Annotated in this window: 14 protein-coding genes; 7 read left to right on the top strand and 7 right to left on the bottom strand. The window is 63.4% G+C overall.

The genetic code is table 11. The annotated features are described in order from the left end of the window. Positions 1-196 precede the first annotated feature (196 nt). The 3 genes from N5D53_RS23720 to N5D53_RS23710 form a co-directional block, all read right to left on the bottom strand. Positions 197-2,608: a glucose/quinate/shikimate family membrane-bound PQQ-dependent dehydrogenase gene (locus tag N5D53_RS23720; RefSeq protein ID WP_104962468.1), complete on the bottom strand. Its 2,412-nt coding sequence runs from the start codon at positions 2,606-2,608 to the stop codon at positions 197-199. A 30-nt stretch (positions 2,609-2,638) separates the two neighbouring features. Next, positions 2,639-3,973, bottom strand: a complete 1,335-nt coding sequence (locus N5D53_RS23715; RefSeq protein WP_266024089.1) for a carbohydrate porin — start codon at positions 3,971-3,973, stop codon at positions 2,639-2,641. 296 nt (positions 3,974-4,269) lie between these two features. Beyond that, entirely contained in the window at positions 4,270-6,306 is a 2,037-nt protein-coding gene (locus N5D53_RS23710) for a TonB-dependent receptor (RefSeq protein WP_266024090.1), read from the bottom strand. 163 nt (positions 6,307-6,469) lie between these two features. On the opposite strand from N5D53_RS23710, the gene N5D53_RS23705 reads away from it, so the two are divergent. Beyond that, positions 6,470-6,691: a VF530 family protein gene (locus N5D53_RS23705; RefSeq protein WP_012053596.1), complete on the top strand. Its 222-nt coding sequence runs from the start codon at positions 6,470-6,472 to the stop codon at positions 6,689-6,691. Between the two features lies 1 nt (position 6,692). Next, positions 6,693-7,328, top strand: coding sequence for a Pr6Pr family membrane protein (locus N5D53_RS23700; protein WP_010952548.1), 636 nt, complete (start codon positions 6,693-6,695; stop codon positions 7,326-7,328). A gap of 160 nt (positions 7,329-7,488) precedes the next feature. Here the strand turns inward: N5D53_RS23700 and N5D53_RS23695 are convergent, their stop codons facing one another. The 4 genes from N5D53_RS23695 to N5D53_RS23680 form a co-directional block, all read right to left on the bottom strand. Beyond that, positions 7,489-12,015, bottom strand: coding sequence for a hemagglutinin repeat-containing protein (locus tag N5D53_RS23695; protein ID WP_190870025.1), 4,527 nt, complete (start codon positions 12,013-12,015; stop codon positions 7,489-7,491). A gap of 27 nt (positions 12,016-12,042) precedes the next feature. Continuing rightward, positions 12,043-13,725, bottom strand: coding sequence for a ShlB/FhaC/HecB family hemolysin secretion/activation protein (locus tag N5D53_RS23690; RefSeq protein WP_104962465.1), 1,683 nt, complete (start codon positions 13,723-13,725; stop codon positions 12,043-12,045). A gap of 160 nt (positions 13,726-13,885) precedes the next feature. Continuing rightward, a complete protein-coding gene (locus N5D53_RS23685; protein WP_010952551.1) occupies positions 13,886-14,440 on the bottom strand; it encodes a L,D-transpeptidase family protein in 555 nt (184 codons plus the stop codon). Between the two features lie 22 nt (positions 14,441-14,462). Then, positions 14,463-15,014, bottom strand: coding sequence for an NUDIX hydrolase (locus tag N5D53_RS23680; protein ID WP_020191181.1), 552 nt, complete (start codon positions 15,012-15,014; stop codon positions 14,463-14,465). Between the two features lie 123 nt (positions 15,015-15,137). On the opposite strand from N5D53_RS23680, the gene N5D53_RS23675 reads away from it, so the two are divergent. The 5 genes from N5D53_RS23675 to purT all read left to right on the top strand — a co-directional run bounded on the left by N5D53_RS23675 (position 15,138) and on the right by purT (position 18,417). Beyond that, on the top strand, positions 15,138-15,737 hold the full coding sequence (locus N5D53_RS23675) for a CoA pyrophosphatase (RefSeq protein WP_020191180.1): 600 nt from the start codon (positions 15,138-15,140) through the stop codon (positions 15,735-15,737). 43 nt (positions 15,738-15,780) lie between these two features. Further along, on the top strand, positions 15,781-16,305 hold the full coding sequence (locus tag N5D53_RS23670) for a gamma carbonic anhydrase family protein (RefSeq protein WP_121162134.1): 525 nt from the start codon (positions 15,781-15,783) through the stop codon (positions 16,303-16,305). A gap of 1 nt (position 16,306) precedes the next feature. Then, positions 16,307-16,498 carry a DUF1289 domain-containing protein gene (locus N5D53_RS23665; protein WP_162497239.1) on the top strand — a complete coding sequence of 64 codons (192 nt, stop codon included), beginning with the start codon at positions 16,307-16,309 and terminating at the stop codon, positions 16,496-16,498. A 193-nt stretch (positions 16,499-16,691) separates the two neighbouring features. Then, positions 16,692-17,159: a VUT family protein gene (locus N5D53_RS23660; RefSeq protein ID WP_190870026.1), complete on the top strand. Its 468-nt coding sequence runs from the start codon at positions 16,692-16,694 to the stop codon at positions 17,157-17,159. Positions 17,160-17,235: 76 nt separating this feature from the next. Continuing rightward, positions 17,236-18,417, top strand: a complete 1,182-nt coding sequence (gene purT, locus N5D53_RS23655; protein ID WP_012053590.1) for a formate-dependent phosphoribosylglycinamide formyltransferase — start codon at positions 17,236-17,238, stop codon at positions 18,415-18,417. Positions 18,418-18,506: the final 89 nt, after the last annotated feature.

The raw sequence follows: 18,506 nt of genomic DNA, 5'->3' as shown, positions 1-18,506 counted from the left end.
CTGCGTGAATGACTATGGTGCTTAGATGGGGCGGGGAGGGATGGGTTTCAATGGTTCGGGAGCAGCCTTGTGTCGCGATTGGGCTGCGCAGCAGCCCCAGAATCCATCCAGCATTCTAGATCGTTGGGGCCGCTGCGCGACCCAATCGCGACACAAGGCCGCTCCCACAGGGTTGAGCCTGCGGGAGCGGTGTCGCTTACTCGGCTAATTTGTAAGCGATGATGTAATCGCCCATCTTGGTGCCCAGCGAGCCATGGCCGCCGGCAGTCACCAGCACATATTGCTTGCCGTCCTTGCCGGTGTAGCTCATCGGCGTAGCCTGGCCACCTGCTGGCAGGCGTGCTTTCCACAACTCCTTGCCGTTGTTCACGTCATAGGCGCGCAGGTACTGGTCGAGCGTGCCGCTGAGGAAGCCGACGCCACCGGCGGTGACGATCGAGCCACCCATGCTCGGCACGCCAACCGGCAGGCCGATCGGTAGCGGGGTGCTGTCGCGGGTGGTGCCGTTCTTGTGTTTCCACACCACCTTGTTGGTGAACAGGTCGATGGCGGCGACGTAGCCCCAGGCGGGTGCCTGGCACGGTACGCCGAGCGGCGACATGAACGGGTGCATGGTCACGGCATACGGTGCGCCGGTGTTCGGCTGCACGCCGCTGGTCTCGCTTTCGCGCTTGCTGCCTTCGGCAACCTGCTCACGCGGAACCATCTTCGACACGAAGGCCATGTAGTTGGGCGAAGTGAACAGCAGCTGGCGCACCGGGTCGACCGACACGCTGCCCCAGTTGAATACACCGACGTTGCCGGGGTAGACCAACGAACCTTGCTCGGATGGCGGGGTGTACTGGCCTTCGTAGCGCAGCTCGCGGAACTGGATGCGGCACAGCATCTGGTCGAAAGGCGTGGCGCCCCACATGGCCTGTTCGGTCAGCTCTGGGCCGAGCAGGTTGAGGTCGGAGCGGGCCTGGGTGGGCGAGGTGTGGTCGCCTTCCACTGCGCCTTGTGGGGTGGGGATCTCGCGGATCGGCACGATTGGCGTGCCGTCGCGGCGGTCGAGCACGTACAGGCTGCCTTGCTTGGTCGGTACGATGATCGCCGGTTTCACGCCATCGTCGGTTTTCAGGTGTACCAGGGTCGGCTGGCTGCCGACGTCCATGTCCCACAGGTCGTGGTGGGTGAACTGATAGTTCCAGCGTGCCTTGCCGGTGGCCAGGTCAAGGGCGACCACGCCGGCGCTGTACTTCTCGGCGCCCGGGGTGCGGTCGGCGCCCCACTGGTCCGGGGTCTGGTTGCCCAGCGGCAGGTAGATCATGCCAAGGTCTTCGTCGACGCTGGCGATCGACCACATGTTGGCCGAGTTGCGGCTGTACATTTTGCCGGCAGCCAATGGCTTGGTGTCGTCCGGGTTGTTACTGTCCCAGTTCCACACCAGGTGGCCGTCGTGCACGTCGTAGGCGCGGATCACCCCGGACGGCTCATTGGTCGACTCGTTGTCGGTGACGTGGCCACCGATGATCACCAGGTCACGGGTAATCGCAGCAGGCGAGGTGGAGTAATAGCCGCCGGCGGTGAATGGGCCAATGCCGGTGGTGAGGTCGATCACGCCCTGGTTGGCGAAACCTTCGCAGACCTTGCCGTTGTCGGCGTTGATGGCGATCAGGCGGGCATCCGCGGTAGGCAGGTAGAGGCGACGCGGGCAGGCTTGGGCCACGGCCTGGCCTGCATCGGTAATTTTCGGCGCCGGGCTGCCGTCGCGGCTGACGTAGCGGTTTTCGTCATAGTACGAGACGCCACGGCAGGTCATGTGGGCAAAGCCCTTGAAGGTGCCGGTCGGGCTCTTGACCTGCGGGTCGTAGCGCCAGATTTCTGCGCCAGTGTCCGGGTCCAGCGCCAGCAGGCGACTGTGCGCGGTGCAGGCGTACAGCATGCCGTTGACCTTCAGCGGGGTGTTCTGGTTGGTCAGCTCCACCGGGTCGTTTTCGGTTGGCAGATCACCGGTGCGAATGCGCCAGGCTTCTTCCAGACGGTAGGCGTTCTGCGGGGTGATCTGGCGCAGCGGCGAGTAGCGGTCGCCATGCTCGGTACGGCCGTAGGCCTGCCATTCGCCGTCGGGCATGGCTGGGGCGGCGCTGGCCATTTCGCTGCTGTCGCGGCCCAGTTCGCCGAACACTTCACCGGGATGGGTGAACTGGCTGGCCAGCGCGCAAGCGCCCGAAGCGACCACTGCCACGCCGAGCAGTGCAGTGTTGGCTTTGCTGGCTGGGCCGATCAGCGGGCGACGTGCCCACGGCAGCAGCAACACCACGCCGATGGCGAACCAGATAGCCAGCCGTGGCACCAGTTGCCACCAGTCCAGGCCTACTTCGAACAGGGCCCACACGGTGCTGCCCAGCAGCACCAGGCCATACAGGCCCAGGGCGATCTGGCGTTGGGCCAGCAGCAGGATGCCCGAAAGGGCAAAGCCGATACCGGCGATCAGGTAGTACAGCGATCCGCCCAGCTGGCTCAGCTTGATACCGCCGGCCAGCAGGGCCAGGCCCATCAGCAACAGCAGCGCGCCAATCAGGCGCGGTAGCCAGCGGCTTCCTTGGTTCGCACCTTCAGTGCTCATCGTAGGTTCTCCGTCAGGTCAAAAAAGGGGTTAGAAACTGCTCTGGATCTTCAGGCCGCCGATCAGGGCGCCATCGACCTGCGACACCCCGCCCGGGTGGCGGATGTACTGCAGGTTGGGGCGTACCGTGAGCCAGTCGGCCAAATGGATGCCGTAGTACAGCTCGGCGCTGTACTCGGTGTCCTGCACTGGCAGGAAGCCCGGGTTGTCGTAGTCGTAGAGGCCGGCGGCCTGGTTGGCCAGGCGGGCGTTCTTGCGATAGGCAGGGTTGACGTGCACGCGTGCCAGGGCGAAACCGATGTCGTCCTTGGCGCGGGCATCGAAGGGCCCTTTGAATACCAGTCCTGCCTGCACATAGTTGTCGATGGCATTGGTCTTTTTGTCATGCACCGTGGCGTTGGCGAACACGCTCAAGCCGCGCGACTGGTCGGACGCCAGCGAGGTGACCTGCTGCTGGGCGCCAATCCACAAGCCGTGCTTGCTCGAACTGCTGCGGTAGGCGGCGCCGCTGATGGCGGCCGGCTGACCGTTGCTGTCCTTGAGAACATCTTGTGCCTTGGCATTACTGTAGTAGTAGCCGGCACGATATTCCCCTTTCATGCCTTGGATACGTGGGGTCCATACCAGTTCGAACGGCATTACCGCACCCTGGGTGCCGCTGCCGCTGAGCTTGAAACCATTGCCGGATTCGAGGTTGGAAGGGTTCTGCTCGAAGACGCCGACCTGGGCGTACAGCTCGGGGGTAAGGTTGTAGCGCACGCGCAGGGCCCACTGGCTGACTGGCCAGTTGTACCAGATGCCACCCACCCAGTTGCCCACCTGCGAGCCGCAGAAAGCCAGGTTCTGGAAGTCGCAAGGGAAGCTGTTGAAGTCCTCGCCTTCACCGAAGCGGCCGAATTTCACATCCAGCGCACCGTCGAAGTACTTCTGCTTGATCCACATCTGCGTCAGCCGCCAGGTTTCGCCGCGGCCCCAGACTTCCTGGGCGGAGGTGAAGCCGCCGACACGCGGGTCGTTGATGCGGTCGTTGCTGATGTTGTCGCCGTGGCGCTCGGTGACGGTCAGCTGGAATTCGGTGTCGTGCCAGCCGAGGATCTTCTCCAGGTCCAGGTGGCTGCCGAAGGTGAACTGGTCGCTGTAGCGCGCGGTGCGGTCGTGGTCGTAGCCGCCGTGCAGGTTGCTGCCCATCTCGCCGGTGTAGCCAAGGGTGAAGTCGTAGCCCTTTTCCAGCAGTTCGCTGCGGGTTCCACCCCAGTCGCCGAGCATCCAAGGGGAGTCGCTGGCGAACATTTCGCTGGCGCCGGCGGGGGTTGCCAAGGCACTGAGGGCCAGGCCGATGTAGCAGGTTTTAGGCAGTTGGAACATGAGATAGCGCTATCTTTTGATTATTGAAAAAAACGGCAAGCGCATCGAAGGGCGGGCCCCTCAATGGATATGGCGACAAAATTGTTCGATGAAGCGTTTCAGCTTGCGGCGGGGAGGATATAGGGGAAGTTATAAGAAAAAAAGACAAATTGTCGCAGAGGATTGTTGTTGAACGGGCAACAGTCGTCATTAATCGAGGCAGGTGTAGGAGCGGGTTCACCCGCGAATGCGCCGGTTGCCCTGCCATCGTATTCGCGGGTGAACCCGTTCCTACACCGATCTTCGTCGCTTGTGGTTCAGAAGGTGGTACGCAACCCGACTTCCACGCTACGCCCCGGCGCCGGTGCGATATCGCGCAGGATCGAACTGGCATAGCGCACGGTCTGGTCGGTCAGGTTTTCGCCGCGCACAAACGCCAGCCACTGGCTTTGACCAATGTCGAAGCGGTAGCCAACGCTCGCGCCCAAGGTGGTGTAGCCATCAGTGCTGGTTTCGTTGGCGGGTTTGCGGTGCTGCGACGCAGCGTGCTGCACGTCTACCCGCGCCTGCCAGCGGTCCAGCTCCCAGACCAGGCCGCTGTTCAGGCGCAGCGGGGCGATGCGGGGCAGTGGCTCGCCACTGTCGAGGTTCTTGGCCCGGGTATAGTCACCGGACAACTCCAGCGCGAAGCTGCCGTAACGGTTCTCGGCCAACTGCCAGCGGTCCTGGGCCTCGATACCGTAGAAGCGCGCCCGCACGCCTTGGTACTGGTATTCCGGGAAGCCTTCATGGTCATGATCGTGATCCTCCTCCTCATGGTCATGCTCGCCTTCGCGGGTGTTGCCGGTGCCAATCAGGCCGATGTAGTTGCGGAAGTGGTTGTAGAACACCCCGACACTGCCTTTATGGGTGCCGTTGTCGAAGCGTAGCGCCAGGTCGGCGGAAATGGCCTTTTCCTTGTTCAGGCTGGCGTCACCGACTTCAAACGCGCCGGTGGCTACGTGCGCGCCATTGGCGTACAGCTCGTAAAAGGTAGGGGCGCGCTCGGTGTAGCCGAGGTTGGCGGCCAGCGACCAGACTGGGTCGAGCTGGTACACAGCCCCCGACGACAGGCTGAAGGCGTTGAAGCTGCTGGCGCTGTCGGCGTCGACGAAGTTCTCGTTGCCTTTGGCGTCAGGATCTACGCGGGTGTGCTCCATGCGCGCACCCAGGCTCAGGTTCAGGCGCTCGCTGGCTTGCCACTGCTCGAGCATGAACAGCGCCAGGCTGTCGGTATCGGTGTGCGGGACGAAGGCTTCCTCGCCGAGGGCCGAAAATTCGTTACGGCTGACCTGGGCCCCAATGATCCCTTCCACCGGTCCGAGCGGTTGGTGGCGGGCTTCGATACGCGCTTCGTAGCCCTTGTTCTTGAAGGTGGTATGGACCTCGCCTTCCTCGATTTCGCTGTGTTCGTAGTCGGTGTAACCGGCATCTACCTTGACTGAGCTGAACGGGCCGTCGAGGTCGCGCAGTTCGGAGGCGAAGGCGTAGTGATCCTGTTTCATGTCCAGGCGCACGCCGGACTCGGCCACCGAGCCATAGTTGCTGTCGTAGCCGCTGTACGACAGGCCGGCGTAGCCGTGGTCCCAGTGGTAGGCACCACCGATTGCGCCGCCGTCCTGGCGACCGTCGCTGTTTTCCAGGCGGTGTTTGCTGCCGGGCTCGTCGGCATCGCGCACCTTGGCGCTGCGTGCGTAGCCCGGGATGCGCAGGTCGTTGAACTGGCGGCTGTTGGCATCCAGGTGCAGGGCGAAGGCGCCGTCGCCGGCCTCCAGCTTGCCGGCGCTGCTGCGGGTGGTGTCGGCACCGCCGTAGCGCAGTTCTCCTGCGCCGTGGATGCCCTCGATCGGCGAGTCCGGGATGCGGTTATCGAAGGTGTTGACCACCCCGCCAATGGCGTTGCCGCCGTAAAGCAGGGCGGCCGGGCCACGGACGATTTCGACGCGCTCGACGGTTACCGGGTCCAGCGGCACGGCATGATCGTAGGATAGCGACGAGGCATCCAGGGCACCGACGCCATTGCGCAGGATACGAATGCGGTCGCCATCCAGGCCGCGGATCACCGGGCGGCTGGCGCCAGGGCCAAACCAGGTAGAGGCGACACCGGGCTGCTTGTTCAGGGTTTCACCCAGGCTGCCGTGCTGCTGTTGCAGCAGGTTTTCGCCTTCGAGCACGGTGCTGGGGGCGGCCAGTTGGCGGTTACCCAGCGGGTTGGCGGTGATGACCTGTGGTTCGAGTTCTACGGCCTGGCTGGGGGATGCAGCCAGCCAGAGTGCGACGGCAAGGGGGGAAAGGCGAAGCGGTGTGTACAGCATGGGGATGGGGCGTTCCTTGGCAGATGCTTTTTAGCGTTACAACATAACATAACTATTTCATCACAGAGGTTTTGCCTCTGACCAGCGATTTTTCTGTCGACTCGACGGATCCCGCCCACCACTACACTCGTGTAAGGTGCGCATCTTTCCTACGGAGCACAGCATGAGTACGGCCCAACACAACGCGCTGCACGGCAAGACCCTTGAACAAATCCTCACCGAGCTGGTGGCGCATTACCAATGGCATGGCCTGGCCGAGCGCATCGATGTGCGCTGCTTCAAGAGCAACCCGACCATCAAGTCGAGCCTGACGTTCCTGCGCAAAACACCGTGGGCGCGGGAAAAGGTCGAGCAGCTGTACGTGAAGCTGCAGCGTCAGGCCTGACATGTCGCGTCGCCCTTGGCTGACCGGCATGGCCGTGCTGGGCTGGTTCGGCCTGGCCGTGCAGGTGAACCTGGTACTGCTGGCGCGTTGGCAGGAACAGGCCAGCCTGATTGGTGGCCTGATCAATGTGTTCGGCTACTTCACCGTGCTGACCAATACCCTGGTGGCGACGGTGCTCAGCTATGCCGCATTCGGCCGGGAAGGCCGTGGCAAACGCTTTTTCCTGTCGCCCTCGGTAAGCTCTGCAGTGGCCGCCAGTATCGTGCTGGTGGCGCTGGCCTACAGCGTGCTGCTGCGTCATTTGTGGCAACCACAGGGTTGGCAATGGCTGGCGGACGAGTTGCTGCACGACGTGATGCCGGTGCTGTATGCCTTGTACTGGTGGAGCGAGGTGCCCAAGGGCAGTTTGCGGCTATGGCATTTGCTGGTGTGGGCGGTGTACCCAGCGGTCTACTTTGGATATGCGTTGTGGCGGGGGAGTGAGATCGGCGTCTATGCCTACCCGTTCATTGATGTGGCCAGCCTGGGGTATGGGCAGGTGATGCTCAACGCCCTTGGGGTGCTGGCGGGTTTCTGGGGGATAGGGCTGGTGTTGCTTGGGCTGGATCGGTGGCGGGGGCTGCACAGGCTGGCTTGACCTGTACCGGCCTCTTCGCAGGCAAGCCCGCCCCCGCAGAGAAATCACAAGCCCAAGGGCTGTGGTATTCGCTGTAGAAGCGGGAGGCACGCGGCCCGGGTGTCAGCAGCAGGGCACAAGATTGCTGATATCCCCAAATGGCCAGGGCCGCGATGGAGCCTTAGTGCTTCTTCCCTTGCATGCTCGAAACCCATTGCTCGCTGCGACTATGCCCACTGGTTCTCAACACGCCCAGGTCCAGCGCATTTTCCCCATCCGCCGCCATTTTGCTTTTGGCTATCTCGGCGATTGCCGTGCCCAGATCCACCGGTGAGTTGGACGCATCGAGCGACAGGTCTCGGCGATAGTCATTGCCGCTTAGCGTTTCCTGGGTGACCGAGTTGGCGTCGAGCCTCACGTCGCCTTTGGCCGACTGCAAGCGTGCCCCCACCAGATGAGCGTTGCCACCGACCTGCAGGTCGATGCCGTCGCTGCTTTTAAGCGTGGTCTGACGCGCCACATTGTCACGCTGTGCATGCGACACGTCGAGGCTGACGGTCGGCGAGAACCCTGGGTCTGCCTTGCTCAGGGCCGAACCGGCCTTTTTCTCGACCTTGCCTCCCAGCGGCCCTGCCACCGATTTGGCCGCGTTGACATAGCCCTGCGGGTTTTTCTCCTGGCTCAGCCTGACATCGCCTTTCACGCTCAGGGTGTTGACGTTGTCCTTGAGGCTGGCGATGCGCAGGTCACCGTCGATTGTGCCGCCAATATGCCCTGCATCCAGGGTGGCACTCTCGATGCGGGTATCGCCGCGGCTTTGCAGGTCGATGCGCTCGGCGCGCAGGTCACTGGTATTCCAGGTGAGGTTGTCGCGCTTGTCGAGCTCTACCTTGAGCCGGCCATGCAGGCCGCGGGTGTCCAAGGCGCCCTTGGCCATGTTGAAACCAGCGCCGGCCGAGATGTCAAGGTTGTCGCGTCGCTCCTGGCTGGAAGAGGCTTCAACCAGCATGCCGCCATTCGAGGCGTCTAGGGTGATCTGTTCGGCCGAGGCCTGCAGGCCTTGCAGGTGCAGGGCGATGTCCTCGCGGGCGCTGCTGGTCAGGGTCAGTGTGCCGTTGCTGGCAAACTGGGCATCGACCGCCTGACGTGCATGTTCGTCCTGCTTGCCGTGGCTGAAGTGGCCGCCTATGGCTCCCCCTTGGGTCTGGCCAACCTTGGCCGCCAGCTCCATGCCGCCACCCAGGTTGGCGCCTGTGGCCTGCTGGGTATCGCTGGCCGCCTTGACCTGCAACTGGCCGCCGCTTTGCACCCGTATGTCGCCGGCCTTGGCCTCGCGGTTGCCAATGCGGGTGCCTTCGAGCAACAGGTCGCCGGCGCTGGTCAGTTGAACTTCGCCCTTGGCGTCGATCTGTGCCACTTGTGCCTTGCTCTGCGTGCTCAGCTTCTGGTCCTGGTCCAGATAGCCCCGGCCATCGACGCCGGTGCTGCCCGGGCGGTTGCCGACTTTGGCCCAGGCATTGCCATCGAGCTGGCGTGACTGCTGTTCGGCCTTGTCGGTCGCCTGGGGTAGGGCGAGCGACCCTGCACTGTGCATGACCACGCTGCCTTCGCCGCCATCGATGCGGGCCCCTTCGTAGCGGCCATCGCTGCCCAGCTGTACCTGGATACCCTGTTGCCCGTAAAGGCTGCCGGGCACGGCGGTGCTGGCGATATCCTTTTTATCCAGCGACCCTCCTTTGCCGGCGGCGCGTACATTCAAGTCCTCGCCGGTGCTGGTGTCCAGGCGCGCGTCGCCACCATAGGCCAGGCGTTGAACGGTGGTTTCCTGGGTATTTTCGGCGGCGCTCACCTGATGCTGCTGCGCCTCGATTTTCAGCGAGCCGGCATTGGCCCGCCAGGCTGTGCCCTGGTCGGCCAGTGTGTCAGCCTTGACCTCGACCTTTGCTGCGGAAAACTCGCTGACCTGAGCAATTCCACGGCGCTGGTTTTCCAGGCGCTTGAGGTGTTCGACCGTCATGTCGGCCCCCACGCTGGGAGGCGCCATGGCGTCTTCGGGCGAAGCTTGCTGGAAGCGCGGGGCTTCCTCACCCAGCACCAGGCGTTCGATAGGGCGGGTCAGGTCGCGGTATTCGATACTGGCGCCCAGGCTACCCGACCAGTCGTCACGGCTTTGTTCATGTTCATGGGTATCCTGAGCTGCACGGTTGTCGATGCGTTTGGCGGTCACCTGCAGGGTGTTGCCGGCCTCGACGTGCGCGGCCTCGGTGAGCAGTGCATCACTGCGCAATTTCAGATCGCCGCTGGCCTGCAACTCGCTGCGCTGCACCTTGCTGTCGCGATCGGCTTGCACCTCGCGGTTGTGATGGCCTTCGAACAAGCTGCCCAGACGGTCGATGCCACCGGTTACTGTCAACCCGCCACCACTTTCGGTGGTGCTGGTGGCTACGTCACGGTCGTTGCGGGTCGCTCCCAGTGTCACTTCTCGCGCCTGCACATCGAGATCGCCGGCAGTGGCCTGGACCTTGCTGCCGTTGACCTGCAGGTGCGCGCTGCTGTTCATGCCCACCGAGGCGCCCTTGAGCTCACTGGCAACCTGGTTGGTCGTGCGCTGCTTGCTGGTGCTGGTCACGACCTCATACGCCACGCCAGCCGCGTACTGGCGAGACTCGGGCTTGCCATCCTCGGCTTCCTGGGTCTGTCTGGCGCTGGCCGTGAAACCCCGTTGTTGGTCGCGGGTTTCGCGTTCATCGACCGATTGCGAACTGCCAATCAACAGGTCACCTTTGGCCTCGACTTGCAGATGCTTGCCAGCTTCGACCTTGGCGCCCTGGATGCGCATCTCTTCGGCGCTGGCCAGGCGCAGGTTGCTGGTCGAGCTGACGTCGCTGACCAGTACCTGCTGTTTGCGGTCCGTGCTTTCGTGCTTGCTGCCGATCAGGCCGAACAGTTTACTGTCGCTGGTGCGCTGGGTGGAGGTCGTGCTGCCATGGTCTGCCTCGATAGCCAGCGAGCCGTTCTCGCTGTAGAGCACCGCGTCCTGTTTACCGAACACGGTGCTGCCTTTGATCGCGACCTGGTCGGCGCTCACAGTGAGCTTGCCATCGCTGGTTATCGTGCTGCCAGCGACGACCTGGCCCTCGGTGTCGTTACCTTTGCGGTCACCAAAGAATGTGCCGGACACCAGGTCGCCTCGGTAGTCGCGTTGGGTACCGTGTTCCTGCAAGGTGGTGGTGCCGATGTCGGCCTGTTTCGCCTGGATAGCCAGATCGCCGCGGCTGTGCAGGCTGCTGCCCTGTACGTTGAGGTTGTCGCTTGCCTTTATCGACATGTGCCCGGCGCTCAGGGTACTGCCCTTTGCGGTTTCCTTGAGCTGGTCGCTATCGCTGTCACCGCGCCATAAATCCTTGCGATGACGCACCTGCTGTTCGGTGCGTTTGCTGTCGATGCCGGCGAGGATGTCCAGGCCGGCACCGCTGTCGACCGTCAGCTCGTTACCGGCGTCCACCTTCGCGGCAGTCATGCGCATGTCGTCGCCGGACTGCAACAGCACGCTCTCAGTGCCCAGCAATTGACTGCCCTGTTGCTGCTGGTGGGTGGTGGTGGTCTTGCGGTTGTAGGTTTCACGGGTGACGAACCAGAACTTCTTGTTCCAGCTGTCACTGTCGTGCTTGATGTGCTCGATTGTCTTGGCGTCCAGGGTGAGCTTCTTGCCAGCTCTTGCTTCGATCCGCGGGGCCTGGCCGTCGACCGTTTCAAGCATCAGGTCATCGGCAGCGGTGAGTTTCAGTACGCCACGCTCGCTGCGCAGCTCGGTCGGGCGGTCGCCACTGCCGCTGACATGCAGGCCCCCGGCCGAGCTGATGTCGACCCCCTCGGTGCCCAGAATCTGCGAGGCCCCCACACGCACACCCGCGCCTTCGGCAGTACTTACCACACGGATACGCCCGGCGCGCATGGCGCCGAACAGGCTGGCGTCAATGCTCGAAGAGGGGCTGGGCAGGTGTTCGACCACCTCGCCGTTGCGGCTGTCGATACGGTTGCGGCCGACAGTGATGTCGAGCGTTTCGCTGGCCATGAGCAAGCCTTTGCTGTCCACGCGCGGTGCGATTAGTTCGAGTGCGCCACCGGCATTGCCCTGGCCATGCTCCAGTACCTGCAGGGTGCCACTGGCCGTGAGCGTATCGAGGTACCTGAGCTGTTGCTCCTCGAATTGCGGGGTGCCCACCACGAAGCCTGCGCGGGTGGTGTTGATGAAACTGCCGCCATTGAGGGTGATGCCATTGGGGTTGGCCAGTATGTAGTCGGCCGGGCGCCCGAAGATTTCCTGCGGCCCCTCGATCAGCGAGGCGTTGCGGCTGATCACTTCGTTAAGAATGGTCGAGGCGGCCTGGCCCTGGAACTGCGGGTTGGCCGCCAGGGCGCCGGCCAGTTGCGACTGCCCGGCTGCGGTGGCGTTGTTCAGCACCAGGCCCGGGGTGGCAACGTTGTAGTCGATGAACTGGTTGTGTGACAGCCCCTTGGCGTTGGGCGGCACGATGTCGATGACCGGCACCCCGTGGCCGTTGTGGATGACCGGGGTTCCCCCGGGGCCGCTGGCTGCTTCCAGTCCTGTCTGAGCCACTGCGGCGCTGGGCCCGAGCACGGCGAGGAAGATTGCCCAGCGCAAGGTATCCGGGCGAACAGGCGGTAACTGCGAGAGTGTTTGCATTTTTTCGTTCTCTTTGTTGTGGGTGAATCAGATGCTCAGGGTCCAGTCCAGCACCCAGAAGCCGGGCTCCAGCCGCGGGCGGGGCAGGTCGCTGGTGTACAAGGCGCGTTGGTAGTCCAGGCGCAGGCGGCTGCCGGGCAGGCTCAGTTCAAACCCTGCGGCGGCCCCGGCCAGGCGCTGTGACGGTTTGCCTTCGGCGGTGCGAACCCAGCCCAGGTCCAGGCCGATGTAGGGGCGTATCTCGAAAGGTGGGGCCCAGGTCCGTGGCAGCGCCTGGCTGAACGTATTGCGCCAGACGGCGCTGCTGGCACCGGAGTAAGTGTGCAGACGGAAGCCGCGGACAGCCGAATCGTCGCTGACCAGCAGCTGTTCGACGGCAGGCAGCGGGTCACGGCTGTACTGCATGGCCAGCTCGCTCTGCCAGCGCCAAGGGCTGGGTGCCGGGCCTTGACGCAGGTGCAGCAGGTTGGCGCGGTACTTGCGAAAGTCCGGGCGCAGGCGTTGAGCACCCAGGGGCGAGCGGTCGGCACCCAATGCGTCAATGCCTTGGGCAACGCCGAAGTAACCGTTCCACAAGCCACTTTCGAGCCACAGCAGGTTGATGCCGGCCTCTACCGTGGCCAGCGTCGGGCTCTGCTGGACGATAACCGCGCCAGCGCTGCGGTTGATCAGCTGCTTGCGGTCCAGCCGGGCGCTGGCGCTGAGCATGCCTTGCTGGTTGCGCCACAATACCCGCTCGACACTCAGGCCCTGATAGCTGCTGCTGCCGTCGGCAGCCTTGTCGCTGTAGGGGAGGGGGGCTTGATAGCTTAGCTGGCTGGCGCTGAGGGCAAAGGTCCAGGCGCCGTAGGGGATGCTGTAGTACAACGATATCCCTTGGCTTTGGCCAGGCGTATCGAGCACCGTGCGGGTCAACGACAGGCGCAGCTCATCATTGAGGCCAAGCGGGCTGTCCAGGCCAATGCCGAGGTTGACGCGGTGGCGGCCGGTCAGCTCGCTGCCCCGGTTGTCGAAGCGGCTGTCCAGGTGCCAGCGTGAAGCAACCTTGCCCGGCTGCACGACCACGCGGGTGCCGCCCTGCAGTTCGCCGGGCAGCAAGGTGGCGCCCAGTTCATAGGCGCGAAGGCGGTTGAGCTGGTCCAGGCCTTGCTCAAGGTCGGGCAGGTACAGTGGCTGCCCAAGCAGGCCTGGGAAGGCACTGGAGAGAGACAGGGGCAGGTCGGGGCCAGCCAGTTCGATGGTTTCGACAAAACCTTCGACAATGACGATGTCCAACGGCATGCCCTCTGCTGGGGGCTGCCGCAGGTAGGGGCGGCTGGTTGGGTAGCCGGCTTGTACATAACGTTGGGTGATGGCTTTGAGCAGCCGGTTGATGTCGGCAATGCCCATGCAGGCAGGCGTGAGGGCACGGAGGGTGGGCGCCAGTGCCGAGTTCGAAAGCCGGTGCATGCCCGCCACGCGCACGCCATCGATTGCCCAGCAGCGATCATCGTGCGGGCGGTGGGAAGTGCTGTTGGTCGGTTCAGCCGGGACGGATATACGCTGCCAGCGTTCCAGCCGCTGCTGTTGCTCGAGTTGCCGCAGCCCATGCTGTTGATCGCGCAGCTGCTGGCTGGCAGGGTCGTCGGCCAGCACCTGGGGAACGGACAGCAAGCCAGAAAGGCAACCGGCCGACAGCCAATGGGCGATGCGGTGAATCAGGCACGGCATTGAAGCACCCCGCAAATGATGTACGGTTTTCGTACTCGTCTGCGTGGATGCTAGAAATTAAGCTACTCGTATGGATGCAGTACCCTGCCTAAGCACCTGTCAGGCAAGTTCGCGCTAAATGGTGAGAAGGTTCCTACAACTTTTGCCGGAAGGCTCTATATCAAGGGCGGATCTCGATCAGCGTTCCATCCCGAACCAGGTCCCACACTTCCTGCATGTCGCGGTTGCGCATGGCAATGCAACCATCCGTCCAGTCCAGGGTATGGAAGTACCATTCCGGGTATTCATCGTTGATCGGCGTGCCGTGAATCATGATCATGCTGCCGGCATTCACCCCTGCCCGGGTCGCGCGGGCGGCATCGCTGATGTTCGGGTAATTGATGTGCATGGCCAGGTTGAAGCGGTCGCTCTGCTTGCGCCAGTCCAGCCAGTACAAGCCCTCGGGGGTTTTCTTGTCGCCTTCGCGTTCCTTGGCGCCCTTGGGCTGCTTGCCCAGCGAAATGCGGTAGGTTTTCAGCGGCTCGCCGCGGCTGATCAACTGCAGGCGGCGCTCCGACTTGATCACCAGCACCTTGTCGATCAACGGTTGCATGGCTTGCTGCGAAGGCGAGGGAGTTTGCGCTGCCGGCGCGGGCTTGCGGATGATGGTTTCGGTGAAGGCCGCCTGGGACACCGAGGTAACGCAAAGGCAGAAAAGGGCAAGCAACCAGCGCATGTAACAGTATCCCTGAAGGCGTTTAGGTGTGTGGCGAAACGTTCATCGGCGGCAGGTATTCATGGCCTATGGGGTAGTGCTGGCCGATGCGGTCGCGATAGTAGCATTCTAGTGTGCGAGTGACGGTGCGGAAAGCCAGCTCGTCCCACGGTATCTCATGTTCTTCGAACAGCCGCACCTCCAGGCTTTCGACACCGACGGCAAAGTCCAGGTCCGCCAACTCGGCGCGGAAGAACACATGCACCTGGCTGATGTGCGGCAGATCGAACAGCTGGTACAGGGACGTCGGCCCGACCCGGGCGCAGGCTTCCTCGACGGTTTCGCGACGCGCGGCCTGGTCGAGGGTTTCGCCGTTTTCCATGAAACCGGCGGGCAGGGTCCAGAAACCCCGGCGCGGCTCAATGGCGCGGCGACACAGCAACACCTGGCTGCCCCAGGTCGGCAACACGCCGGCCACAATGTTGGGGTTCTGGTAGTGGATGGTCTGGCAAGAGCCGCAGACGTACCGCAGGCGGCTGTCGCCCTCGGGGATCCGCTGAGTGACCGGTTGGCCGCATGCGCTGCAGAATTTCATGTGTGGTTCCTTATGCTCAAGGCTATCTTGGCGCGGCCACCGTGCCGCCGCAAGCGCTGGGGCTTGGGTGCTTCGCGGCTTTGGTGCATCATGCAACACAGGACCTGGATACGAGCGTGCGCAATGCTGGACGAGCTACTTCGCCGAATGAGCAACCACCAACCCGCGTCATTGGAAACCGACAGGCGGTTCCCCGAAGCGGCGGTCCTCTTGCCCATTACCCGCAGCGAAGCGCCCGAACTGGTCTTGACCCTGCGCGCCAAGGGCCTGTCTACCCACGGTGGCGAAGTAGCCTTTCCCGGTGGCCGCCGCGACCCGGAAGACCCGGACCTGGTCTTTACTGCCCTGCGCGAGGCTGAAGAAGAAATCGGCCTGCCCCCTGGCCTGGTGGAGGTGATTGGTCCGCTCAGCCCGCTGATTTCGCTACATGGCCTGAAAGTGACGCCATTCGTCGGGCTTATCCCCGACTTCGTCGAATATCGCGCCAATGATGCCGAGATCGCGGCAGTATTCACCGTGCCGCTGGAATTCTTCCGGCAGGACCCGCGCGACCATACCCACCGTATCGATTACCAGGGGCGTAGCTGGTATGTGCCCAGTTACCGCTATGGTGAATACAAGATCTGGGGGTTGTCGGCGATCATGATCGTCGAGCTGGTCAACCTGCTGTTCGATGCCGGTATCAGCCTGCATCAGCCCCCTGAGCGTCACATCGAAAATTGAGCGGGCCTACCCCGCCGTCTGCGTCGCAGCCTGAGGAACAAGCATGAAATATCGCCTGGGCGACCTGCGGGTCGAGAGCCACCCCACCAGCTGGGCCGCCCCCAACGCCACGCTCATTGGCAACGTGCGCCTGCAAGCCCATGCCAGTGTGTGGTTTGGCGCGGTGTTGCGCGGTGATAACGAGCTGATCGACATCGGTGAAGGCAGCAACGTGCAGGATGGCACGGTGATGCACACCGACATGGGCTCGCCACTGACGTTGGGCAAGGGCGTGACCGTTGGCCACAATGCCATGTTGCATGGCTGCACGGTGGGCGACTTCAGCCTGGTCGGTATCAACGCAGTGATCCTCAATGGCGCACGCATCGGCAAGCACTGCATCATCGGCGCCAATGCACTGATCGCCGAGGGCAAGGAAATTCCGGACGGTTCGCTGGTGATGGGCTCGCCGGGCAAGGTGGTACGCGAACTGACCGAGCAGCAGAAGCGCATGCTTGAAGCGAGTGCCGCACATTACGTGCACAATGCCCAGCGCTATGCGCGGGATCTGGTGGTTGATGATGAGTGAAGTGGTCGAGCGGCCGGTGGCTTCGCCGTGCGTGAGCATTTGCGCGCTGGACGAGCAGGATATCTGCACAGGCTGCCAGCGTACCGTGGCCGAGATTGGTCGCTGGGGGCGGATGGACAACGACGAGCGTCGGGCGGTGCTCAAGCGTTGCCATGAACGGGCAGTAGAAGCCGGCCTCATCATGCAGGCCTGACGCGAACCCTGTAGGAGCGGGTTTACCCGCGAACACCGGCGAAGCCGGTGCCATGCACCGCAGTGGCAGCTTCGCGGGCACGCCCGCTCCCACAGGTACAGCGACAGCCTTGAGGGCTGCACATCTGTGGGGGCGGGTTTACCCGCGAACGGCCCAGCGGTAATCTGTGCGGCTTGCCCACAGACAGCCCGCCATGTTCTATCTGATTGCCTACATCAGCAGCGTAGTGCTGATCAACTACGCCTTCTCCAGTGCCCCGCATCTGGACATCATCTGGTCCGCCTGGGGCGGCCTGGTGTTCATCCTGCGCGATATGGTGCAGACCCGTTTTGGTCATGGCGCCCTGTTCGCCATGCTGGTGGCACTGGTGCTGTCCTATGTCACCTCGGAACCGGCCATCGCCCTGGCCAGCGCCACTGCGTTCTTCATCTCCGAGCTGATCGACTGGCTGGTGTTCAGCATCACCCGTCGGCCGCTGCGCGACCGCCTGTGGCTCAGTTCGGCGCTGAGCATCCCGGTGGATACCTTCATTTTCTTCGGCATGATCGGCGCGCTGACCCCGGCAGTGATCGGCACCGCGATGGCCTCGAAATTCGCGGGTGTAACGGCGGTGTGGCTGGCCATGGCATTTCGCGCCCGGCGGGCCGCCGTGACCGGTTGATGGTGTAGAATAGCGGTCCTTTTTCAGCGGGTGGCGCCTAGCCTGGCGCGGCCCCGGATGCCTTCGAGGACCTGAAATGACCCGTATCGGAACCCCATTGTCGCCCACCGCGACCCGTGTACTGCTCTGCGGCTGTGGCGAGCTGGGCAAGGAAGTGGTAATCGAGCTGCAGCGCCTGGGCGTCGAAGTAATCGCCGTCGACCGCTACGCGAATGCTCCGGCAATGCAGGTGGCGCACCGCAGCCATGTGGTCAACATGCTCGATGGCGTTGCCCTGCGCGCGGTGATCGAAGCCGAGAAGCCGCACTACATCGTGCCGGAAATCGAAGCCATCGCCACCGCCACCCTGGTCGAGCTGGAAAACGAAGGCTTCACCGTGGTGCCGACGGCCCGCGCCACCCAGTTGACCATGAACCGCGAAGGCATCCGCCGCCTGGCTGCCGAAGAGCTGGACCTGCCAACCTCGCCGTACCACTTCGCCGACACCTATGAAGACTACGCCAAGGCCGTAGCCGACCTGGGTTACCCGTGCGTGGTCAAGCCGGTGATGAGCTCGTCGGGCAAGGGCCAGAGCCTGCTGCGCAGCGATGCTGACCTGCAGGCGTCGTGGGACTATGCCCAGGAAGGCGGCCGCGCTGGCAAGGGTCGGGTGATAGTCGAAGGTTTCATTGACTTCGAATATGAAATCACCCTGCTGACCGTGCGCCACGTGGGCGGTACCACCTTCCTTGAACCCGTTGGCCACCGTCAGGAGAAGGGCGATTATCAGGAGTCCTGGCAGCCACAGGCCATGAGCCCGAAGGCGCTGGCTGAATCGCAGCGTGTGGCCAAGGCGGTCACCGATGCCCTCGGCGGTCGTGGCCTGTTTGGTGTGGAGCTGTTCGTGAAGGGCGACCAGGTGTGGTTCAGCGAAGTGTCGCCGCGCCCGCATGACACCGGTCTGGTCACCCTGATTTCCCAGGACCTGTCGCAATTCGCCCTGCATGCTCGCGCCATTCTCGGTCTGCCGATTCCGGTGGTGCGTCAGTTCGGCCCGTCGGCTTCGGCAGTGATCTTGCCCGAAGGCCAGTCCCAACAGACCAGCTTCGCCAACCTGGGCGCAGCGCTGAGTGAGCCGGATACCGCCATTCGCCTGTTCGGCAAGCCGGAAATCAATGGTACCCGCCGCATGGGTGTGTGCCTGGCGCGTGACGAATCGGTCGAACTGGCGCGGGCCAAGGCGACCCGTGCTTCGCAGGCGGTCAAGGTCGAGTTCTGATCCGCGAGTGCTGGGGCTGCTTTGCAGCCCTATCGCGACACAAGGCCGCTCCCACAGGGATAGTGCAGCTTCCAGGCTTACGCGATCGC

The sequence above is a fragment of the Pseudomonas sp. GD03862 genome, assembly GCF_029840855.1.
Classification (GTDB): Bacteria; Pseudomonadota; Gammaproteobacteria; order Pseudomonadales; family Pseudomonadaceae; genus Aquipseudomonas; species Aquipseudomonas alloputida.
The sequence above is the reverse complement of the archived record's forward strand: the minus strand, read 5'-3'. Positions and strand labels throughout refer to the sequence as shown.

What these genes read in the sequence shown, in the direction of transcription:
- N5D53_RS23720 (WP_104962468.1), bottom strand. Translation starts at nt 2,608, where the DNA reads ATGAGCACTGAAGGTGCGAACCAAGGAAGCCGCTGGCTACCGCGCCTG.
- N5D53_RS23715 (WP_266024089.1), bottom strand. Translation starts at nt 3,973, where the DNA reads ATGTTCCAACTGCCTAAAACCTGCTACATCGGCCTGGCCCTCAGTGCC.
- N5D53_RS23710 (WP_266024090.1), bottom strand. Translation starts at nt 6,306, where the DNA reads ATGCTGTACACACCGCTTCGCCTTTCCCCCCTTGCCGTCGCACTCTGG.
- N5D53_RS23705 (WP_012053596.1), top strand. Translation starts at nt 6,470, where the DNA reads ATGAGTACGGCCCAACACAACGCGCTGCACGGCAAGACCCTTGAACAA.
- N5D53_RS23700 (WP_010952548.1), top strand. Translation starts at nt 6,693, where the DNA reads ATGTCGCGTCGCCCTTGGCTGACCGGCATGGCCGTGCTGGGCTGGTTC.
- N5D53_RS23695 (WP_190870025.1), bottom strand. Translation starts at nt 12,015, where the DNA reads ATGCAAACACTCTCGCAGTTACCGCCTGTTCGCCCGGATACCTTGCGC.
- N5D53_RS23690 (WP_104962465.1), bottom strand. Translation starts at nt 13,725, where the DNA reads ATGCCGTGCCTGATTCACCGCATCGCCCATTGGCTGTCGGCCGGTTGC.
- N5D53_RS23685 (WP_010952551.1), bottom strand. Translation starts at nt 14,440, where the DNA reads ATGCGCTGGTTGCTTGCCCTTTTCTGCCTTTGCGTTACCTCGGTGTCC.
- N5D53_RS23680 (WP_020191181.1), bottom strand. Translation starts at nt 15,014, where the DNA reads ATGAAATTCTGCAGCGCATGCGGCCAACCGGTCACTCAGCGGATCCCC.
- N5D53_RS23675 (WP_020191180.1), top strand. Translation starts at nt 15,138, where the DNA reads ATGCTGGACGAGCTACTTCGCCGAATGAGCAACCACCAACCCGCGTCA.
- N5D53_RS23670 (WP_121162134.1), top strand. Translation starts at nt 15,781, where the DNA reads ATGAAATATCGCCTGGGCGACCTGCGGGTCGAGAGCCACCCCACCAGC.
- N5D53_RS23660 (WP_190870026.1), top strand. Translation starts at nt 16,692, where the DNA reads ATGTTCTATCTGATTGCCTACATCAGCAGCGTAGTGCTGATCAACTAC.
- purT (WP_012053590.1), top strand. Translation starts at nt 17,236, where the DNA reads ATGACCCGTATCGGAACCCCATTGTCGCCCACCGCGACCCGTGTACTG.